Here is a 14,813-nt window from a genome sequence, read left to right as displayed (position 1 = left end):
CCGCAAGCGGGAGAGGGAACAACGCGAAAAGCCGCTCATTTCGTCGAAGCGATGGCCGCCTTCTCGTCGACCTGCGCCCACTTGCCATCCTTCACGACAAGGTTGACGCTCTTCACGCCAATGATCCGGCGCGTCTGCGCATCGAAGCTCGCCTTGCCGAAGATCACGCTGGGCACGTCCTTGATCTTGTAGAACGCGTCGCGCACGGCCTTGCGATCGGCCTTCGGGCCCGCCTGGCGCAGCGCTGCAGCCGCGTACACCACTGCGTCGTAGGCATAGGCGTTGAAGGCGTCGGGCTCCTTGCCGTACTTCGCGCGGAAGCTCTTCACGAAGTCCTGCACCTCGGCGCGCGGCTCCTCAGGGTAGAAGGCGGTGTTGGTGTAGATGCCGTTCACCGCAGCGCCACCGAGCTCGATGAACTTCGGCGAATACACCGAGCCCACCGCCGCGATGGGCTGCTTGAGACCCACGCTGCGCACCTGGCCTGCGATGAGCGCACCGTCGGGGTAGTAGGAGATGAGCACCAGCCCGTCGGGGTTGGCGTCGCGCACGCGCACCAGCGTCGAGCGGAAGTCTTTCTCGTCGGCCTGGTAGCCCTCGGCAATCGCGAGCTGCGCGCCGCGCTCCTGCGCGGCTTTCACGAGCACGTCCTTGCTGGTGCGGCCCCAGTCGGTGTTGAGGTAGAGCACTGCGATGCGCTTGAAGCCCAGCGTCTTCACCGCGAGCTCGGCGAGCAGCGGCTGCGCGTCGGCCTGGCTGACCGAGGGGCTCCAGATGAAGTCGCCGCCCTTGGTGAAGTCGGGGTGCGAGTTGGTGAAGCCCAGCTGCACCAGGCCCGCGCGCTGGTAGATGGGCGATGCGGCCATGGAGGCTGGGCTCGAGAAGTCGCCGAGCTCGATGAGCACGCGCTTGTCGTTCACCAGCTTCTGCGCAATGGCCACCGACTGGCGCGGATCGCTCTGGCTGTCCTCGAAGTTGTAGGCCAGCGGCCGGCCATGGATGCCGCCCTGTGCGTTGATGTGTTCGAGCGCGAGATCGAAACCCGCCTTCCACTGCGCGCCGTACTGCGCGTTCTGCCCGGTGAGCGGCCCGCTCACGCCGAACCACACGGGCTCGCCGGTGGCGGGCGCGGCCCAGGCCACGATGGGCGCGGCCAGCAGGGCCATGGAGAGAGCGGCCACATGACGCAGGAAGCGGTGGCGAGTAAGCAGCGGCATGATGTCGGACCCCGGAGATGAATGAAGGTGCAGGGCAATGATTCTTCGCCTGCGCCCACCGCCCGGGAACGAACAAAAACGGGGAGGCTTATGCGCTTTTCGAGCAAAGGGACAAGCGCCCGTGCACCCTCAGGCTGCGTTTAAGCTGCGCGCCACATGAAGCGACGACACCTCCTCCAGCTGCTGGCCGGCGTGCCTGCCATCACACTTCTGTCGGCCTGCGGCAAGCGCAAGGCCTCGGCCACCGCACTGAAATCCGATGCCCACGTGCTGGCCCTGGGCGACAGCCTGACCCATGGCTACGGTGCGCCGCCCGACGCAGCGTGGCCCGTGAAACTGGGCGAGCTCACGGGCTGGCAGGTCGAGAACGCGGGTGTCAACGGCGACACCTCTGAAGGTGCGCTGCAGCGCTTGCCGGGGCTGCTGAGTGGCCAGAGCTACGACGCGATCCTGATCGGCATCGGCGGCAACGACATGCTGCGCGGCGTATCGGCCACGGCCACGCGCGACAACCTCACCGAGCTGATCACCCAGGCGCGTGCGCACACGCCCTACGTCGCCGTGCTGGCCACGCCGGCGCCCGACGCGATGCGCGCGGCCGTCGGCTCGCTCAGCGATGCGCCGTTCTATGAAGAGGTGGCGAAGTCGCAGCAGGCGCTGCTGGTCGCCAATGTGTATTCGAGCGTGCTGTCGGATTCGTCGCTGCGCTCCGACCGCATCCACGCCAATGCACGAGGCTATGAAAAGGTCGCGCAGCTTCTGGCCGAGCAGCTCAAGGCTGCGGGCTGGCGTTGATCAGATCGACGTAAGCGCCCTGCACCAGCTGTTCGGTACTCACGCCCAGTTGCGTCATGAGTGCATGCGCCTCGACGATGCCGGCTTCGGCGGACTCGCCCTCTTCCAGCACCACTTCGAGTTCGAGGAATTCACCGAGGCCTTCGACGCGGTCGAGATGCACGCGCGTGCGGCCGACGAGGAACAGCCGGCGCTGCTTGCGCACGCGGCCGGCCTGGCCCCATGCGAGCGTGAGCGATTCGCGCAGCACGTCGGGCGTGCTGCAAGGCGTGATCAGGTAGAACGATTCCTTCGGAGCGCTGCTGTTGGCGCGGCGGTAGAAGATCAGCTCCGCACGGTCGGGCGCGAAGGTGCGCAGCTTGAGGCGGTCGGCGGTGTCGTTGCAGCGGAAGAAGGTGTCGTCTTGCGCGATCTCGATGGGGCCCTTGTCGGCCAGCGTTGCGGCGATGCCTGCTACGCGATCTACGCTGTCGATGCGGGCCTTGATCTCGATGTTTCTCGCCATGTAATTGGGTGCTGTTGTTCGGGGTGCGTGCGAATGACACCGGGTACTCCCCTCCGCGAATGTCCCCCGCCTTCGGCTCCTCCTTTATTTCGCTGCGGGGAGCACCCGATGCCATTCGCACATGGACGCCGCTGTCGTGCTGATCGATCAACCGCTGCGCTGGACGATCACGCCGATGGGGTGCCTTGCGCAGCGAAATAAAGGAGGAGGCCGAAGGCCGGGGGACATTCGCGGAGCAAGGCACCCCGTCGGCGTGATCGCGCCCCGATCAGGGCGCGTTGCCTTGCGGACCGACAGGCGGCGGTGCCGCGCGGCCGCTGGAACCGGGTGACAACTTGCGGCCAAAGGCCTCGCCCACGTTGCGCACCGGTCGGCTGGCTTTCTCCGACACGTTGTTCACGCCGCGTCGCGTGGCAGCGTCTGCACGGTTGACTCCGCGGCCCGCGGCGTTGGTGCCGCGCTGCACGCTGCCCACGACCTTGCCGCTGCGCGAGGGCGACTTGATGGTGTGGGCGCGTTGTGCCTGCGGCGGGTTGTCTGCGCTCTGGGCTTGTGCGCCGGCCGGCAGCCACAGCGCCGCAGCCATCGTCATGGCGAGCGAGGTTTGAAGGGTGTTGATCGGGAATTTCATGGGGCCTCCTTGGTGTTGGTGTCGTCTGCTTCGGCTTCTGCAGCGGCTGCGCGTGCCATGCGCTCGCTCTTCCAGTAGACGTCGTCGCCGCCGTTCATGCGGTTGAGAACGCGTGCAAGCACGAAGAGCAGGTCGCTGAGCCGGTTGAGGTACTGGCGCAAAGCGTCGTTGAGTTCGGCGGTGGCACCGAGCGCAACCACCGCACGTTCCGCGCGCCGCGCCACCGTGCGGCACACATGCGCGAGCGAGGCCGCACGCGTTCCTGCGGGCAGGATGAATTCGGCCAAGCGCGGCAGCGCGGCGTTGTGCTCGGCCAGCGCGTTGTCGAGCTGCAGCAGCGCATCGGCCTTCAGCAGCGTGAAACCCGGCATCGACAACTCGCCACCGAGGTTGAAGAGCTGGTGCTGCACATCGACCAGCAGCTCGCGAACGGGCTCTGGCATGGGCTCGCACAGCAGCACGCCGATGTGCGAGTTGAGTTCGTCCACGTCGCCCATCGCGTGCACGCGCAAGTGATCTTTGGGCACGCGCGTGTTGTCGCCGAGGCCGGTGGTGCCGTCGTCGCCGGTGCGGGTGGCGATCTGGGAAAGTCGGTTGCCCATGGAGGCTCCTGTTCTCTTACTGATCGACGGTCGATGCGTCGATCTTGCCCGCGAGCCATTGCAGGCCTGCAAGATGCTGCTGGTCGTGGCTGCAGAGGTAGTGGATGAGGCTGCGCATCGTGAGCGGGCCGTAGCCTTCGAACACTGCCGTGCGCGCGAGCTGCGCATCGCTCAGGCTGGAGATGATCTCCATGGTCTGCACGCGCGCCATTCGGAATTCGGCCAGCACTTTCGCTGCATCGGCCGCGCCGTAGTTGCGCTCGATGGCCAGCGGTTCGCTGTCGATGGAAGCGAGCGTCGGGTGCGTCTCCTGCAGCGTGCGGCGAAAGCGCACGTGGTAGCCCTCGATCTCGATGTCGCGCACATGGCAGAGCTGCTCGATGGCGGTGAAGGCCTCGCTGGGCACGCCCTCCCACGAGGGCGGCGCCCAATGCCTGAAAGCCGTGGGAATGGCCGCGTAGTGGGCCTCCAGTTGCGAGGGGAAGGCCGCGAGAGCGCTGAGGGTCGTGGGGTTCATGTTTTTTCCGAAGCGCATTATGGTGCTCGCTCCGTAAAATGGCCGATCACCCTCACCCGCCAGGAGACTCCCGATGAACGCCCCGACCCAAACCTCGCACCTGATGCCGGAGCTTCATCTGCGCGACGTCCCGGCCAGCCTGATCGACGGGCTGAAGGCGCGCTTCGGCGCCAACTGCTCCACGGCCATGGCGGTGCGCACACAGCACGGGCGCGACGAGTCTTCCTTCGACGCACCGCCCCCCTCCGCCGTGGTGTTCGCCGAGAGCACGCAGGACGTGGCCGATGCGGTGAAGCTCGCGAGCGAGCACAGCGTGCCGGTCATCCCCTTCGGCGTGGGCTCCTCGCTCGAAGGCCACCTGCTGGCGGTGCAGGGCGGCATCAGCATCGACGTGTCGCGCATGAACAAGGTGCTGTCGATCAATGCCGACGACCTCACTGTAACGGTGCAGCCCGGCGTCACGCGCAAGCAGCTCAACGAGGAGATCAAGAGCACGGGCCTGTTCTTCCCCATCGACCCCGGTGCAGACGCCTCCATCGGCGGCATGACGGCCACGCGCGCCAGCGGCACGAACGCGGTGCGCTACGGCACGATGCGCGAGAACGTGCTGGCGCTCGAAGTGGTGACGGCTGCCGGCGAGGTCATCCGCACCGGTACCCGCGCGAAAAAGTCGTCGGCTGGCTATGACCTCACGCGCCTCATGGTGGGCAGCGAAGGCACGCTGGGCGTGGTCACCGAGATCACGCTGCGCATCTACCCGCTGCCCGAGGCGGTATCGGCGGCGATCTGTTCGTTCCCGAGCATCGAAGCTGCGGTGCGCACGACCATCGAGACCATCCAGCTCGGCGTGCCGATCGCGCGCGTGGAACTGATCGACGTGAACACGGTGCGCATGGTGAACGCGTACGCCAAGCTCAACCTGCGCGAAGAGCCGATGCTGCTGATGGAATTCCACGGCTCGCCCGCCGGCGTGAAGGAACAGGCCGAGACGGTGCAGGAGCTTGCGAGCGGCCACGGCGGCAATGCCTTCGAATGGGCCAGCACGCCGGAGGAACGCACGCGCCTGTGGACCGCGCGGCACAACAGCTACTTCGCGGCGGTGCAGTCGCGCCCCGGCTGCCGCGTGATCTCGACCGACACCTGCGTGCCGATCTCGCGGCTGGCCGATTGCCTGCTTGACTCGGTGGCCGAGGCCGATGCGAGCGGCATTCCGTACTTTCTCGTCGGCCATGTGGGCGACGGCAATTTCCACTTCGGCTATCTGCTCGACCCGAACATTCCCGAAGAGCGCGTGAAGGCCGAAGAGTTGAATCATGCGCTGGTGAGCCGCGCGCTGGCGCTCGAAGGCACCTGCACCGGCGAGCACGGCGTGGGGCTGCACAAGATGGACTTCCTGCTCACCGAGGCGGGTGTGGGCGCGATCGACATGATGCGCACGATCAAGCGCGCGCTCGACCCGAAGAACATCATGAACCCGGGCAAGATCTTCAGCCTCTAATTTTCCGCGCTCAGGCACCCAATGAAAAAGCCCAGGGCTCTTGCGAGCCCTGGGCTTTTTGTTTTGACTCGGTGCAGCCGTAATCAGTTGCTGCGGCGGCGTGCCGGTGCCTTCTCCGCAGGCACATAGGTCTGCGACGGTGCAGCGCCGCCATCCACGCCCAGGCGTCCACCACCGCCGAGGCCTTGGCCACGAACCGTCTGCGCCTTGTAGTTGCGCAGCGAACGGACCATCTGGTTGAAGGCATCCATGAAGGCCGCGGCAATCACCTTGCCCTGCGCCGTGTTGGTGTAGCCACCTACGCCACCGCCACCGCTGCGACCGGCCAGCGCACCGAAGGCGCCGAAGTCGGTCTTGGAGGCGCTGCCTTCGGCGGCTGCAACCTGCACGCCAGAGCGGTTGTCGATGAGGGTCAGCAGTGCGCTGGCTTCCTTGGTCTGCATGCTGCCGCCGATGGCAGCGAGGGCACGGCCACGGCCACCGCCCACGAGGCCGCCGAGTGCGCCGCCGACACCGCCAGCATCGCTGTTGCTGAACACGATTTCGGGCGACAGGCCGTAGTCCGAAGCCACCATCTGGCCCCGGCCGAAGTTGCTGCCGCCGCGCATTTCACCCGACTGCTGCAGCGCGCGTTCACGCGTCATGGCGTTCATGCCGGCCGCGCCGCGCTCGACCACGATGAAGCAGTTCGATTGCTGCACCAGCAAGCGCAGCAGGTTGGCCGTGGGCGGCAGGCGGTATTCGCCGGTGAGGATGGTGTACCAGCCCGCATTCACGTTCTCGATCAGCGAGACGGTGCCGAGCGGCGATTCGCAGCGCTCGAGCTGGCTGCTCGCGTTGTCGGTGGCACCACCTGCGGCGCTGCCGGTGGCCATGGTCTTAGCCGACTGGCTGCCCATTTGCATGTCGGTCGTGGCGCAACCGGTGAGTAGAACTGCGCCGACGGCGATGGCCGCGAGCGGGAACTTGGTGAGCTGCATGGTGGACTCCCTCTGTTTGTTCAGAGATCTGGGATTGAAAAAACCAGCGGTCGAGGATACGCGCAAAGGATTGCAGGAATCAATCAAACGAACGCCAGCCCCCGAGTTCACAACACTAGGCCGTTCGGCGGATGCGCTCGATCAATCCGTTGAGTGCTTCGATGGAGCCGAAGTGAATGGCGAGCTCGCCGCTTTCCTCGATGCGACCGCCGCGCTTGCTGCGCTTCTTGATGCGCACCTCGACCTCGGCAGTGAGCAGGTCGGCCAGTTCTTCTTCCACGCGCTGCAGGTCGCGCGACTTCTCGCCGTCGTTGCCGCGGCGCGTTGGCGTGAGCGTGAACTCGGCCGCGAGCTTCTTCACCAGCGCCTCGGCTTCGCGCACCGACATCTTCTTGGCGGCGATCTGGTTGGCGGCCGTGATCTGCGTACCGCGGTCGAGCGACAGCAGCGCGCGGGCGTGGCCCATGTCGATGTCGCCGGCCATCAGCATCTGCTGCGCGGGCTCGGCGAGGTTCAGCAGGCGCAGCAGATTGCTGGCCGCGCTGCGCGAACGGCCCACGGCCTGTGCGGCCTGTTCGTGAGTGAGCCCAAACTCGTTCACCAGGCGTTGCAGGCCTTGGGCTTCTTCCAGCGGGTTGAGGTCTTCGCGCTGAATGTTCTCGATGAGCGACATCGCCGCGGCGGCTTCGTTGGGCACGTCGCGCACCAGCACCGGCACGCTGTCGAGGCCCGCGAGCCTGGCGGCGCGAAAGCGGCGTTCGCCCGCGATGATTTCGTACTCGGCGTTCTTGGCTTCAGCCGATTCGGCATCGAGCCGGCGGACCAGGATCGGCTGCATGATGCCCTGCGCCTTGATGCTCTCGGCCAGTTCGTAGAGCGCGCCTTCGTCCATGCGCGTGCGCGGCTGGTAGACGCCGGCGACCATCTGGTCGAGCATCAGCGTCGTCGGGTTCCTTTGCGCGCCGCCCTCTTCCGTGCCCGAGACGCCGCCGTTGCCGTTGTTGTCGGAGGAAGGCGCGGCCGTCGGGCCGAGCAGCGCTTCGAGGCCGCGGCCCAGGCCCTTGGGTTTCTTGGTCGCCATCAGTTCTTTTCTTTCGAGATTTCGTTCAGGAGTTTCCGGCCTTCGGGCCAGTCGCCCAGGCCGGATTCGGCATTCAGGTGGCCGCCCGGGCCGGCATCGATGAAGCGTGCGCCCCAGTCTTTGGCGAGTTGCCGCGAGCGCGCGGCTTCGCAGTACGGGTCGTCGTTGGCGGCGATCAGCACCGCCGGAAACGGCAGCGGCTTGCGTACGATTGGTGCCCAGCCGGGAATCAGCTGGCGCAGGTTGTCATTCTCGACGTCGCCGGGCGCGACCAGCAACGCGCCGCGCACCTTGTGCGTGTTGCGCGAATGCGCGGCCCATGCGGCGACGAGGATGCAGCCGAGACTGTGCGCCGCAAAAGCCACCGGGCCAGGCGAGGCCAGCACTTCTTCTTCGAGCCGGGCGGACCAGTCGCCGCGCAGCGGGCGCATCCACTCGTGCTGCTCGACGCGGTGATCGCCGTACACCGACTCCCAGCGGGTTTGCCAATGGCCGGGGCCGCTGTTCTGCCAACCGGGCAGCAGCAAGATGCAGGGGACTGTCATTTGCTACTAACTTGATAGCGCCTTGCCAAGAAACGGCAAGCGTCAGGCATTGTTTTCACTGGTGGAGTCGGATGCAGGTGCCGCTGCGGGCGCCATCACGTCATCGGGAATGGGCAGGTCCGGGGCAATGCGCGTGACCGGCGCGATCGGCGGCGCCACCGCGCCCGAAGCGAAGGCGCTCGCGGGCGGCATCTTGTCGACCAGCTCCTGGGCAAAGGCGATGAAAGCCAGGCTGCCACGGGCGGCCGGGTCGAACACGACGCCCGGCAGTCCATAGCTCGGCGCCTCGGCCAGCCGCACATTGCGCGGGATCACCGTGTCGAACACCTTGTCGCCGAAGTGGGACTTGAGCTGCTCGCTCACCTGCTGCTGCAGTGTGATGCGCGGATCGAACATCACGCGCAGCAGGCCGATGATCTGCAGGTTCTTGTTGAGGTTGGCGTGCACCTGCTTGATGGTGTTGACCAGGTCGGTCAGCCCTTCGAGCGCAAAGTACTCGCACTGCATCGGCACGATCACGCCATGGGCGGCGCACAGGCCATTGAGGGTCAGCAGGCTCAGGCTCGGTGGGCAGTCGATCAGCACGAAGTCGTACTCGGCGCCGACCGCGGCCAGCGCGGTGCGCAGGCGCTTTTCGCGGCGGTCGAGCGCGACCATTTCGACTTCGGCACCCGCCAGTTCGCGGTTGGCACCCAGCACGTCGTAGCCGCAACCGCCCTCCACCAACTTGTCGGCCTTGACCCGGGCTTCGGCCACAGAGGCCGATTCGAGCAGCACGTCGTACACCGTCAGCTCCAGCTGGCGCTTGTCGATGCCCGAACCCATGGTGGCATTGCCCTGCGGGTCGAGGTCGATCATCAGCACGCGCTGCCCGACCTTGGCCAGGCCGGCCGCGAGGTTGACGGTGGTGGTGGTCTTGCCGACGCCGCCCTTTTGGTTGGCAATGCAGAAAATCTTGGCCATGTCAGTACCGGAGGATCGATCAGCGCGAGATTGCGAGCTTGACGCCGAAGGCGATCAAAAAGATGCCGGCAAGCTTCTCGAGCGTGGCGGAAATGCGGGGATTCGCGCGGATGCGCTCGGCCAGAAAGTGCGTGAGCAGCGTCGAGGTCAGGCCGTACAGGAAGGTCAGCGCGGCAATCGTCACAGCCATCGCGCCGAAAGTGACCAGGCCCTGGTGGCGAGCCGGGTCGACGAACAGCGGGAAAAAGGCCATGTAGAACACGATCGCCTTGGGGTTCAGCAGCGTGATGGCGAAGGCCTGGCGCAGGAAATGGCTGGGCTTGATATCGAGGATGGGTGCCGAGCCGGGCTTGGCCAGCAGCATCTTGAGGCCCAGCCACGCCAGGTAGGCGGCGCCCAGCCACTGCACCGCCTTGAAAGCGGTCGGGTACGCGGCCAACACGGCCGACACGCCAGCCACCGCCGCCCACATCAGGCACTGGTCGCCAATGATCACGCCGATCGTCGCAGCCAGTCCGCCACGGATGCCGCCCTTGCTGGTCGAGGTAATCAGCGCCAGATTGCCCGGGCCGGGAATCAGAAGAAACAGGATGATGGCGGCGACGAATGCGCCGTAGTCAGCGATGCCGAACATGGGATTTGCCTCGAAAAAGCGAGCCGGGAAAGGGATCAGAGGGAGGCATCGAGTCTAAGCGAGCACACCGCCGCGAGGATCGTTCGGACACCGGCTTTTACCGGTGTCGCCGCTTCTTTTGCGGATTCGAGCGCCGATTCAGGCAGCTTCTTTGCGCGCCCAGACGATGCAACGTTCGGCATCCAGGCCGGGAACCGTCAGTTGTTCCACGTGAAACACTGCCACGCCTTTTGGCAAAGCAGCGAGTTCGTCGGTCGGCACCTTGCCCTTCATGGCCAACCAGACGCCACCGGGTGCGAGCAGGCTCATCGAGCCATTGAAGAAATCCGGCAGCGACGCGAAGGCGCGCGAGCTGATGACTTCGTAGCTGCCGACCAGCGATTCAACCCGGGCGTGCAGTCCGCGAAGGTTAGGGAGCTCCAGTTCGGCAGCCACTTGCTGGACAAAGGCAGCCTTCTTGGCGACCGCATCGAGGCAGCTCACCTCGAGATCAGGCCGCATGATGGCGATCACCACGCCGGGCAAGCCACCGCCGGAACCCACGTCCAGCAGCTTGCCCTTCCCTGCCCACTCGCGCTGCAGCGGCGCGACGGCCGCCAGACTGTCGAGCAGGTGGTGCGTCAGCACGCTGGCCGGATCGCGCAGTGCCGTGAGGTTGTAGACCTTGTTCCACTTGAGCATCAGCGTGCCGTAGGCCAGCAACTGTTCGCGCTGAAGGTCGGACAGCGCCACGCCCATGGCGGCTGCGCCCGCGCGCAGCGTATCGATCGGCGCCGTCATTCCGCAGACTGCGGCTCTGTGGCTGCTTCCGTGGTGGTGCTGGCGTCGCGGGCGAAGGCTTTGTGGCCACCCTTGCGCAGATGAATCATCAACAAGGAGATGGCGGCTGGCGTCACACCAGAGATGCGCGAGGCTAGGCCTAGGGTTTCCGGCCGATGCTTGTCCAGCTTCTGCCGCACCTCGAAGCTCAGCGCCTTGACTTGGCCGTAGTCGAAATCGGCCGGTAGCTTCAGGTTCTCGAAGTGCGCGGCGCGCTCCACCTCGTCGTGCTGGCGCTCGATGTAGCCGGAGTACTTGGCCGAAATCTCGATCTGCTCGATCTCGGTTTCGCTCAGCGCCGTCTGGGCGCCGTACTTGCCGCCGTCCAGCGACATCAGTGTTTCGTAGTTCACGTCGGGCCGGCGCAGCAGGTCGGCCAGGTTGTATTCGTGGTCGATGGCCTTGCCCAGCACCCGCTCCGACTCGGCGGCCGGCAGGTTGCGCGGGTTCACCCAGATCGACTTGAGCCGCTCTGTTTCACGTGAAACAGCGTCGCGCTTGCGGCTGAAAGCATCCCAGCGCACATCGTCCACCAGGCCCAACTTGCGCCCTGCTTCGGTCAGGCGCATGTCGGCGTTGTCCTCGCGCAGCTGCAAGCGGAACTCCGCGCGACTCGTGAACATGCGGTACGGCTCGGTCACGCCCTTGGTGATCAGGTCGTCGACCAGCACGCCGAGGTACGCCTCGTCGCGGCGCGGCAGCCAGGCATCTTCGCCACGGCATTGCAGCGCGGCATTGATGCCGGCGAACAAACCTTGGGCCGCGGCTTCTTCATAGCCGGTCGTACCGTTGATCTGCCCGGCAAAGAACAGACCCTTGACCGAGCGGGTCTCGAAGCTGCTCTTGAGCTCGCGCGGATCGAAGTAGTCGTACTCGATGGCATAGCCTGCCCGCAGGATGTGGGCGTTCTCCAGCCCCGGCATCGAGCGCACCAGCTGGTACTGGATGTCGAACGGCAGGCTGGTCGAGATCCCGTTCGGGTAGTACTCGTTGGTCGTCAGGCCTTCGGGCTCCAGAAAGATCTGGTGGCTTTCCTTGTCGGCAAAGCGGTTGATCTTGTCTTCCACGCTCGGGCAGTAGCGCGGACCCACGCCGTCGATCTTGCCGGTGAACATCGGGCTGCGGTCGAACCCCGAGCGGATGATTTCGTGCGTGCGCGCATTGGTGTGAGTAATCCAGCAGGGCATTTGCTGCGGATGCATGTCCGCCCGACCCATGAAGCTGAACACCGGCATCGGCCCTGCCCCACCGGGCATGCCGTCGCCGGGCTGTTCGGTGCATTTCGAAAAATCGATGCTGCGGCCGTCGAGCCGAGGCGGCGTGCCGGTCTTGAGCCGGCCTTGCGGCAGCTTCAGCTCCTTGAGCCGCGCCGACAGGCTGATCGCCGGCGGATCGCCCGCGCGCCCAGCCTGATAGTTGTCGAGGCCGACGTGGATGCGGCCATCGAGAAAAGTACCCGCCGTCAGCACCACGGTCCGCGCACGGAATGCAATGCCCACTTGAGTGACGGCGCCGACCACGCGATCGCCCTCCACCATCAGGTCGTCGACGGCTTGCTGGAACAGGCTCAGGTTCGGCTGGTTCTCCAGCCGATGGCGAATGGCGGCCTTGTACAGAACCCGGTCCGCCTGCGCGCGGGTGGCGCGCACGGCCGGGCCCTTGCTCGAATTGAGAATGCGGAACTGGATGCCGGCCTCATCGGTGGCAATCGCCATTGCGCCGCCAAGCGCGTCGACCTCCTTCACCAGGTGGCCCTTGCCGATACCGCCGATCGACGGATTGCAGCTCATCTGCCCCAGCGTCTCGATGTTGTGGGAGAGCAGCAGCGTCTTGGCGCCCATGCGCGCAGCGGCGAGCGCGGCTTCGGTGCCGGCATGGCCACCGCCGACGACGATCACGTCGAATTCTTCGGGGTACAGCATTTGAAATGGGGAGCGCACAACTGACGCGTGCGCGGCGCAAAAGGGGCACTGATTTTAATCGTCCAGGCCGATCTGCGCCCTTTGTGTGGACAAGCTAGAGGGCCATGCCAAATTACCCGCTAACGCCCATGGAAGCTCGATAGTTTGCTATATATTTTATAGCAAACTATCCGCATCAGCCCGTCGCTTCAGCCACGTTCACCACCTGCACCACCGGCACGGGCTTCTCGATGCCGACCAGCGCGCCAGTCGGCGGCGGCGCCTTCGACGGTTCAAGGCTTTCATCCTGCAGTTCGCGAACGACGAGCTTCTTGTCCGTCATGCGCACGTTGCCGAAGATCGTGCAGAAGGCCACGTCCTTCGCGTCGCGCCCCGTGCCCACGCGCACCAGCCGGTCGACCGGCGCCATGCGCGTCGGATCGAACAGCACCCACTGCCCGCCGAGCCAGGCTTCGAACACCGCGTGAAAATCCTGCGGCGGTTCGTCGAACCACACATAGCCCACCACCAGCCGCGCCGGAATGTTGAGCGCGCGGCAGAAGGTGATGCCCAGGTGCGCGAAGTCGCGGCACACGCCCGCGCGTTCCACGAACACTTCGCGCGCAGTCGTTGTCGAGTTGCTGCTGCCCGGCTCGTACGCGATGCTGTCGTGGACCCAGTCGACGATGGCCTGCACGCGACCGATGCCCGGCGGCAGGTCGCCGAAGAGTTGCTGGGCGCAGCGCGACATCAGGTCCGACTCGCAGTAGCGCGTCGGCATCATGTAGTGCAGCACCTCGTCGGGCACTTCGCTGACCGGCGCCTCGCGCAGATCGGTCGGCACCACCATGTGCGCGCGCTGCACGCTGGCCTTGTAGCGAATCTTCAGCGGCCCGGGCTTCGCGTCGAAACGGATGAAGCGGTTGCCGCTGCCCTCGTCGCAGAACACCTGCATCTCGGTCGGCGGTTCGATCTTCAGCTCCTCGCTGAGCACGGCTTGCGCACCCGAGCGCGCCGCCTCGATGTTGAGCAGCATGTGCGCTGGCGCGACGACCTCGTAGTCGAGCTGCGCGTCGACGTGGGAGATGTGCATCAGTCGAGCGCCTTCTTCACCGCGCCTACGCCAAGCGCGGCCAGCACAACGAACAGCACGGCCAGCACCAGGAACAGGCCGAACAGCAGCTTGGCGATGCCGGCGGCGCCAGCCGCCACGCCACCGAAGCCGAGCAGGCCGGCCACGAGGGAGACGACCGCAAAAATGATCGCGTACTTCAACATTCGGCTACTCCTTGCAGCAGGCCTTGCCCACCGTGCGACGCAGCTTAGGAAGCGACCTGCCCACGCCCGATAGTCGCCTCGCGCATGCAGCCGTAGGACAAAAACGCGAGGCCACCAAACCCGCTAGCATCCGCTGCGGTCTCCCACAACAATCAATCAACCTCGTCATCCATTGGAGTTTTTCGCATGAAGCTGTATTACTCGCCCGGCGCCTGTTCGCTCTCGCCCCACATCGCGCTGCACGAAGCAGGCATCGCCGTCGAACCCGTGCTGGCCAGCACCAAGAGCCACAAGCTGCAGGACGGCACCGACTACTACGGCATCAACCCGCTGGGCTACGTGCCGATGCTCGAGCTCGACGACGGCACCCGCCTGCGCGAAGGCCCGGCCATCCTGCAATACATCGCCGACCTCGCACCCACCAAGAACCTCGCGCCTGCCGCCGGCACCCTGCAGCGCTACCGCCTGCAGGAGTGGCTGACCTTCATCGGCACCGAAGTGCACAAGGGCTTCAGCCCGCTGTTCAACCCGAACATGCCCGAAGAAGCCAAGGGCATCTTCAAGGACAAGCTGAAGTCGCGCTTCCAGTGGCTCGACGGCGAACTGGCCAACAAGCAATACCTGATGGGCGACCACTTCAGCGTGGCCGACGGCTACCTGTTCACCGTCACCAACTGGACCAAGCCCACGGGCGTGGACATCTCCGGCTTCCCCAACGTCCAGGCCTGGCACGCACGCGTGGCCGCCCGCCCCGCAGTACAAGATGCAATGAAGGCCGAAGGCCTGCTGAAGTAAGCCGAAGCACGCGAAAGCGTGCAGAAGCATTGAAGCGGCCGGGTGCCCTCTA

General features: G+C 65.7%; 17 protein-coding genes. 3 read left to right on the top strand and 14 right to left on the bottom strand.

All coding sequences use genetic code 11. From position 1 onward, the window contains the following. Positions 1-35: 35 nt before the first annotated feature. Positions 36-1,217 carry an ABC transporter substrate-binding protein gene (locus ACSFBF_RS19595; protein WP_435469805.1) on the bottom strand — a complete coding sequence of 394 codons (1,182 nt, stop codon included), beginning with the start codon at positions 1,215-1,217 and terminating at the stop codon, positions 36-38. Positions 1,218-1,373: 156 nt separating this feature from the next. Here ACSFBF_RS19595 and ACSFBF_RS19590 point away from each other — a divergent pair, with 156 nt between their 5' ends. After that, positions 1,374-2,012: a GDSL-type esterase/lipase family protein gene (locus ACSFBF_RS19590; protein ID WP_435469803.1), complete on the top strand. Its 639-nt coding sequence runs from the start codon at positions 1,374-1,376 to the stop codon at positions 2,010-2,012. Here the strand turns inward: ACSFBF_RS19590 and ACSFBF_RS19585 are convergent. The 4 genes from ACSFBF_RS19585 to ACSFBF_RS19570 form a co-directional block, all read right to left on the bottom strand. Continuing rightward, the gene (locus ACSFBF_RS19585; RefSeq protein WP_435469801.1) at positions 1,990-2,517 is read right to left on the bottom strand and encodes a class IV adenylate cyclase; all 528 of its coding nucleotides are present in this window, start codon (positions 2,515-2,517) and stop codon (positions 1,990-1,992) included. The genes ACSFBF_RS19590 and ACSFBF_RS19585 overlap by 23 nt on opposite strands. Positions 2,518-2,785: 268 nt before the next feature. Continuing rightward, positions 2,786-3,148 carry a hypothetical protein gene (locus ACSFBF_RS19580; RefSeq protein ID WP_435469799.1) on the bottom strand — a complete coding sequence of 121 codons (363 nt, stop codon included), beginning with the start codon at positions 3,146-3,148 and terminating at the stop codon, positions 2,786-2,788. Continuing rightward, positions 3,145-3,750 (bottom strand): cob(I)yrinic acid a,c-diamide adenosyltransferase, encoded by a 606-nt coding sequence (locus ACSFBF_RS19575; RefSeq protein ID WP_093174702.1) that lies wholly within the window; start codon positions 3,748-3,750, stop codon positions 3,145-3,147. The genes ACSFBF_RS19580 and ACSFBF_RS19575 overlap by 4 nt, the downstream gene beginning before the upstream one ends. Before the next feature lie 16 nt (positions 3,751-3,766). After that, a complete protein-coding gene (locus tag ACSFBF_RS19570) occupies positions 3,767-4,267 on the bottom strand; it encodes a DinB family protein (RefSeq protein ID WP_435469796.1) in 501 nt (166 codons plus the stop codon). Positions 4,268-4,340: 73 nt separating this feature from the next. On the opposite strand from ACSFBF_RS19570, the gene ACSFBF_RS19565 reads away from it, so the two are divergent. Next, positions 4,341-5,765, top strand: a complete 1,425-nt coding sequence (locus ACSFBF_RS19565) for an FAD-binding oxidoreductase (protein WP_435469794.1) — start codon at positions 4,341-4,343, stop codon at positions 5,763-5,765. Positions 5,766-5,848: 83 nt separating this feature from the next. Here ACSFBF_RS19565 and ACSFBF_RS19560 read toward each other — a convergent pair whose 3' ends face one another. The 9 genes from ACSFBF_RS19560 to ACSFBF_RS19520 form a co-directional block, all read right to left on the bottom strand. Beyond that, complete coding sequence (locus ACSFBF_RS19560) at positions 5,849-6,745, bottom strand: CsgG/HfaB family protein (RefSeq protein WP_435469792.1); 897 nt, start codon at positions 6,743-6,745, stop codon at positions 5,849-5,851. A gap of 115 nt (positions 6,746-6,860) precedes the next feature. Continuing rightward, entirely contained in the window at positions 6,861-7,826 is a 966-nt protein-coding gene (locus ACSFBF_RS19555) for a ParB/RepB/Spo0J family partition protein (RefSeq protein ID WP_435469790.1), read from the bottom strand. After that, the gene (locus ACSFBF_RS19550) at positions 7,826-8,371 is read right to left on the bottom strand and encodes an RBBP9/YdeN family alpha/beta hydrolase (RefSeq protein WP_435469788.1); all 546 of its coding nucleotides are present in this window, start codon (positions 8,369-8,371) and stop codon (positions 7,826-7,828) included. The genes ACSFBF_RS19555 and ACSFBF_RS19550 overlap by 1 nt, the downstream gene beginning before the upstream one ends. Before the next feature lie 42 nt (positions 8,372-8,413). Beyond that, positions 8,414-9,334, bottom strand: a complete 921-nt coding sequence (locus tag ACSFBF_RS19545; protein ID WP_435469786.1) for a ParA family protein — start codon at positions 9,332-9,334, stop codon at positions 8,414-8,416. 19 nt (positions 9,335-9,353) lie between these two features. After that, positions 9,354-9,968 (bottom strand): LysE family transporter, encoded by a 615-nt coding sequence (locus ACSFBF_RS19540; protein ID WP_435469784.1) that lies wholly within the window; start codon positions 9,966-9,968, stop codon positions 9,354-9,356. Positions 9,969-10,106: 138 nt separating this feature from the next. Then, the gene (gene rsmG, locus ACSFBF_RS19535; protein WP_435469782.1) at positions 10,107-10,748 is read right to left on the bottom strand and encodes a 16S rRNA (guanine(527)-N(7))-methyltransferase RsmG; all 642 of its coding nucleotides are present in this window, start codon (positions 10,746-10,748) and stop codon (positions 10,107-10,109) included. Then, positions 10,745-12,709 carry a tRNA uridine-5-carboxymethylaminomethyl(34) synthesis enzyme MnmG gene (mnmG, locus tag ACSFBF_RS19530; protein WP_435469780.1) on the bottom strand — a complete coding sequence of 655 codons (1,965 nt, stop codon included), beginning with the start codon at positions 12,707-12,709 and terminating at the stop codon, positions 10,745-10,747. The genes rsmG and mnmG overlap by 4 nt, the downstream gene beginning before the upstream one ends. A gap of 175 nt (positions 12,710-12,884) precedes the next feature. Beyond that, positions 12,885-13,781 (bottom strand): transglutaminase-like domain-containing protein, encoded by an 897-nt coding sequence (locus tag ACSFBF_RS19525; RefSeq protein WP_435469778.1) that lies wholly within the window; start codon positions 13,779-13,781, stop codon positions 12,885-12,887. After that, complete coding sequence (locus ACSFBF_RS19520; RefSeq protein ID WP_206176433.1) at positions 13,781-13,966, bottom strand: DUF1328 family protein; 186 nt, start codon at positions 13,964-13,966, stop codon at positions 13,781-13,783. Before ACSFBF_RS19520 ends, ACSFBF_RS19525 begins: the two co-directional genes overlap by 1 nt. Before the next feature lie 186 nt (positions 13,967-14,152). On the opposite strand from ACSFBF_RS19520, the gene gstA reads away from it, so the two are divergent. Then, a complete protein-coding gene (gstA, locus tag ACSFBF_RS19515; protein ID WP_435469776.1) occupies positions 14,153-14,761 on the top strand; it encodes a glutathione transferase GstA in 609 nt (202 codons plus the stop codon). The last annotated feature ends 52 nt before the right edge of the window (positions 14,762-14,813 follow it).

The sequence above is a fragment of the Variovorax nivicola genome, assembly GCF_051216475.1.
In the GTDB taxonomy this organism is placed as follows: domain Bacteria; phylum Pseudomonadota; class Gammaproteobacteria; order Burkholderiales; family Burkholderiaceae_C; genus Variovorax.
The sequence above is the reverse complement of the archived record's forward strand: the minus strand, read 5'-3'. Positions and strand labels throughout refer to the sequence as shown.

What these genes read in the sequence shown, in the direction of transcription:
- ACSFBF_RS19525 (WP_435469778.1), bottom strand. Translation starts at nt 13,781, where the DNA reads ATGCACATCTCCCACGTCGACGCGCAGCTCGACTACGAGGTCGTCGCG.
- ACSFBF_RS19595 (WP_435469805.1), bottom strand. Translation starts at nt 1,217, where the DNA reads ATGCCGCTGCTTACTCGCCACCGCTTCCTGCGTCATGTGGCCGCTCTC.
- ACSFBF_RS19540 (WP_435469784.1), bottom strand. Translation starts at nt 9,968, where the DNA reads ATGTTCGGCATCGCTGACTACGGCGCATTCGTCGCCGCCATCATCCTG.
- ACSFBF_RS19570 (WP_435469796.1), bottom strand. Translation starts at nt 4,267, where the DNA reads ATGAACCCCACGACCCTCAGCGCTCTCGCGGCCTTCCCCTCGCAACTG.
- ACSFBF_RS19545 (WP_435469786.1), bottom strand. Translation starts at nt 9,334, where the DNA reads ATGGCCAAGATTTTCTGCATTGCCAACCAAAAGGGCGGCGTCGGCAAG.
- ACSFBF_RS19590 (WP_435469803.1), top strand. Translation starts at nt 1,374, where the DNA reads ATGAAGCGACGACACCTCCTCCAGCTGCTGGCCGGCGTGCCTGCCATC.
- ACSFBF_RS19555 (WP_435469790.1), bottom strand. Translation starts at nt 7,826, where the DNA reads ATGGCGACCAAGAAACCCAAGGGCCTGGGCCGCGGCCTCGAAGCGCTG.
- mnmG (WP_435469780.1), bottom strand. Translation starts at nt 12,709, where the DNA reads ATGCTGTACCCCGAAGAATTCGACGTGATCGTCGTCGGCGGTGGCCAT.
- ACSFBF_RS19560 (WP_435469792.1), bottom strand. Translation starts at nt 6,745, where the DNA reads ATGCAGCTCACCAAGTTCCCGCTCGCGGCCATCGCCGTCGGCGCAGTT.
- ACSFBF_RS19580 (WP_435469799.1), bottom strand. Translation starts at nt 3,148, where the DNA reads ATGAAATTCCCGATCAACACCCTTCAAACCTCGCTCGCCATGACGATG.
- ACSFBF_RS19585 (WP_435469801.1), bottom strand. Translation starts at nt 2,517, where the DNA reads ATGGCGAGAAACATCGAGATCAAGGCCCGCATCGACAGCGTAGATCGC.
- gstA (WP_435469776.1), top strand. Translation starts at nt 14,153, where the DNA reads ATGAAGCTGTATTACTCGCCCGGCGCCTGTTCGCTCTCGCCCCACATC.
- ACSFBF_RS19520 (WP_206176433.1), bottom strand. Translation starts at nt 13,966, where the DNA reads ATGTTGAAGTACGCGATCATTTTTGCGGTCGTCTCCCTCGTGGCCGGC.
- ACSFBF_RS19575 (WP_093174702.1), bottom strand. Translation starts at nt 3,750, where the DNA reads ATGGGCAACCGACTTTCCCAGATCGCCACCCGCACCGGCGACGACGGC.
- ACSFBF_RS19550 (WP_435469788.1), bottom strand. Translation starts at nt 8,371, where the DNA reads ATGACAGTCCCCTGCATCTTGCTGCTGCCCGGTTGGCAGAACAGCGGC.
- rsmG (WP_435469782.1), bottom strand. Translation starts at nt 10,748, where the DNA reads ATGACGGCGCCGATCGATACGCTGCGCGCGGGCGCAGCCGCCATGGGC.
- ACSFBF_RS19565 (WP_435469794.1), top strand. Translation starts at nt 4,341, where the DNA reads ATGAACGCCCCGACCCAAACCTCGCACCTGATGCCGGAGCTTCATCTG.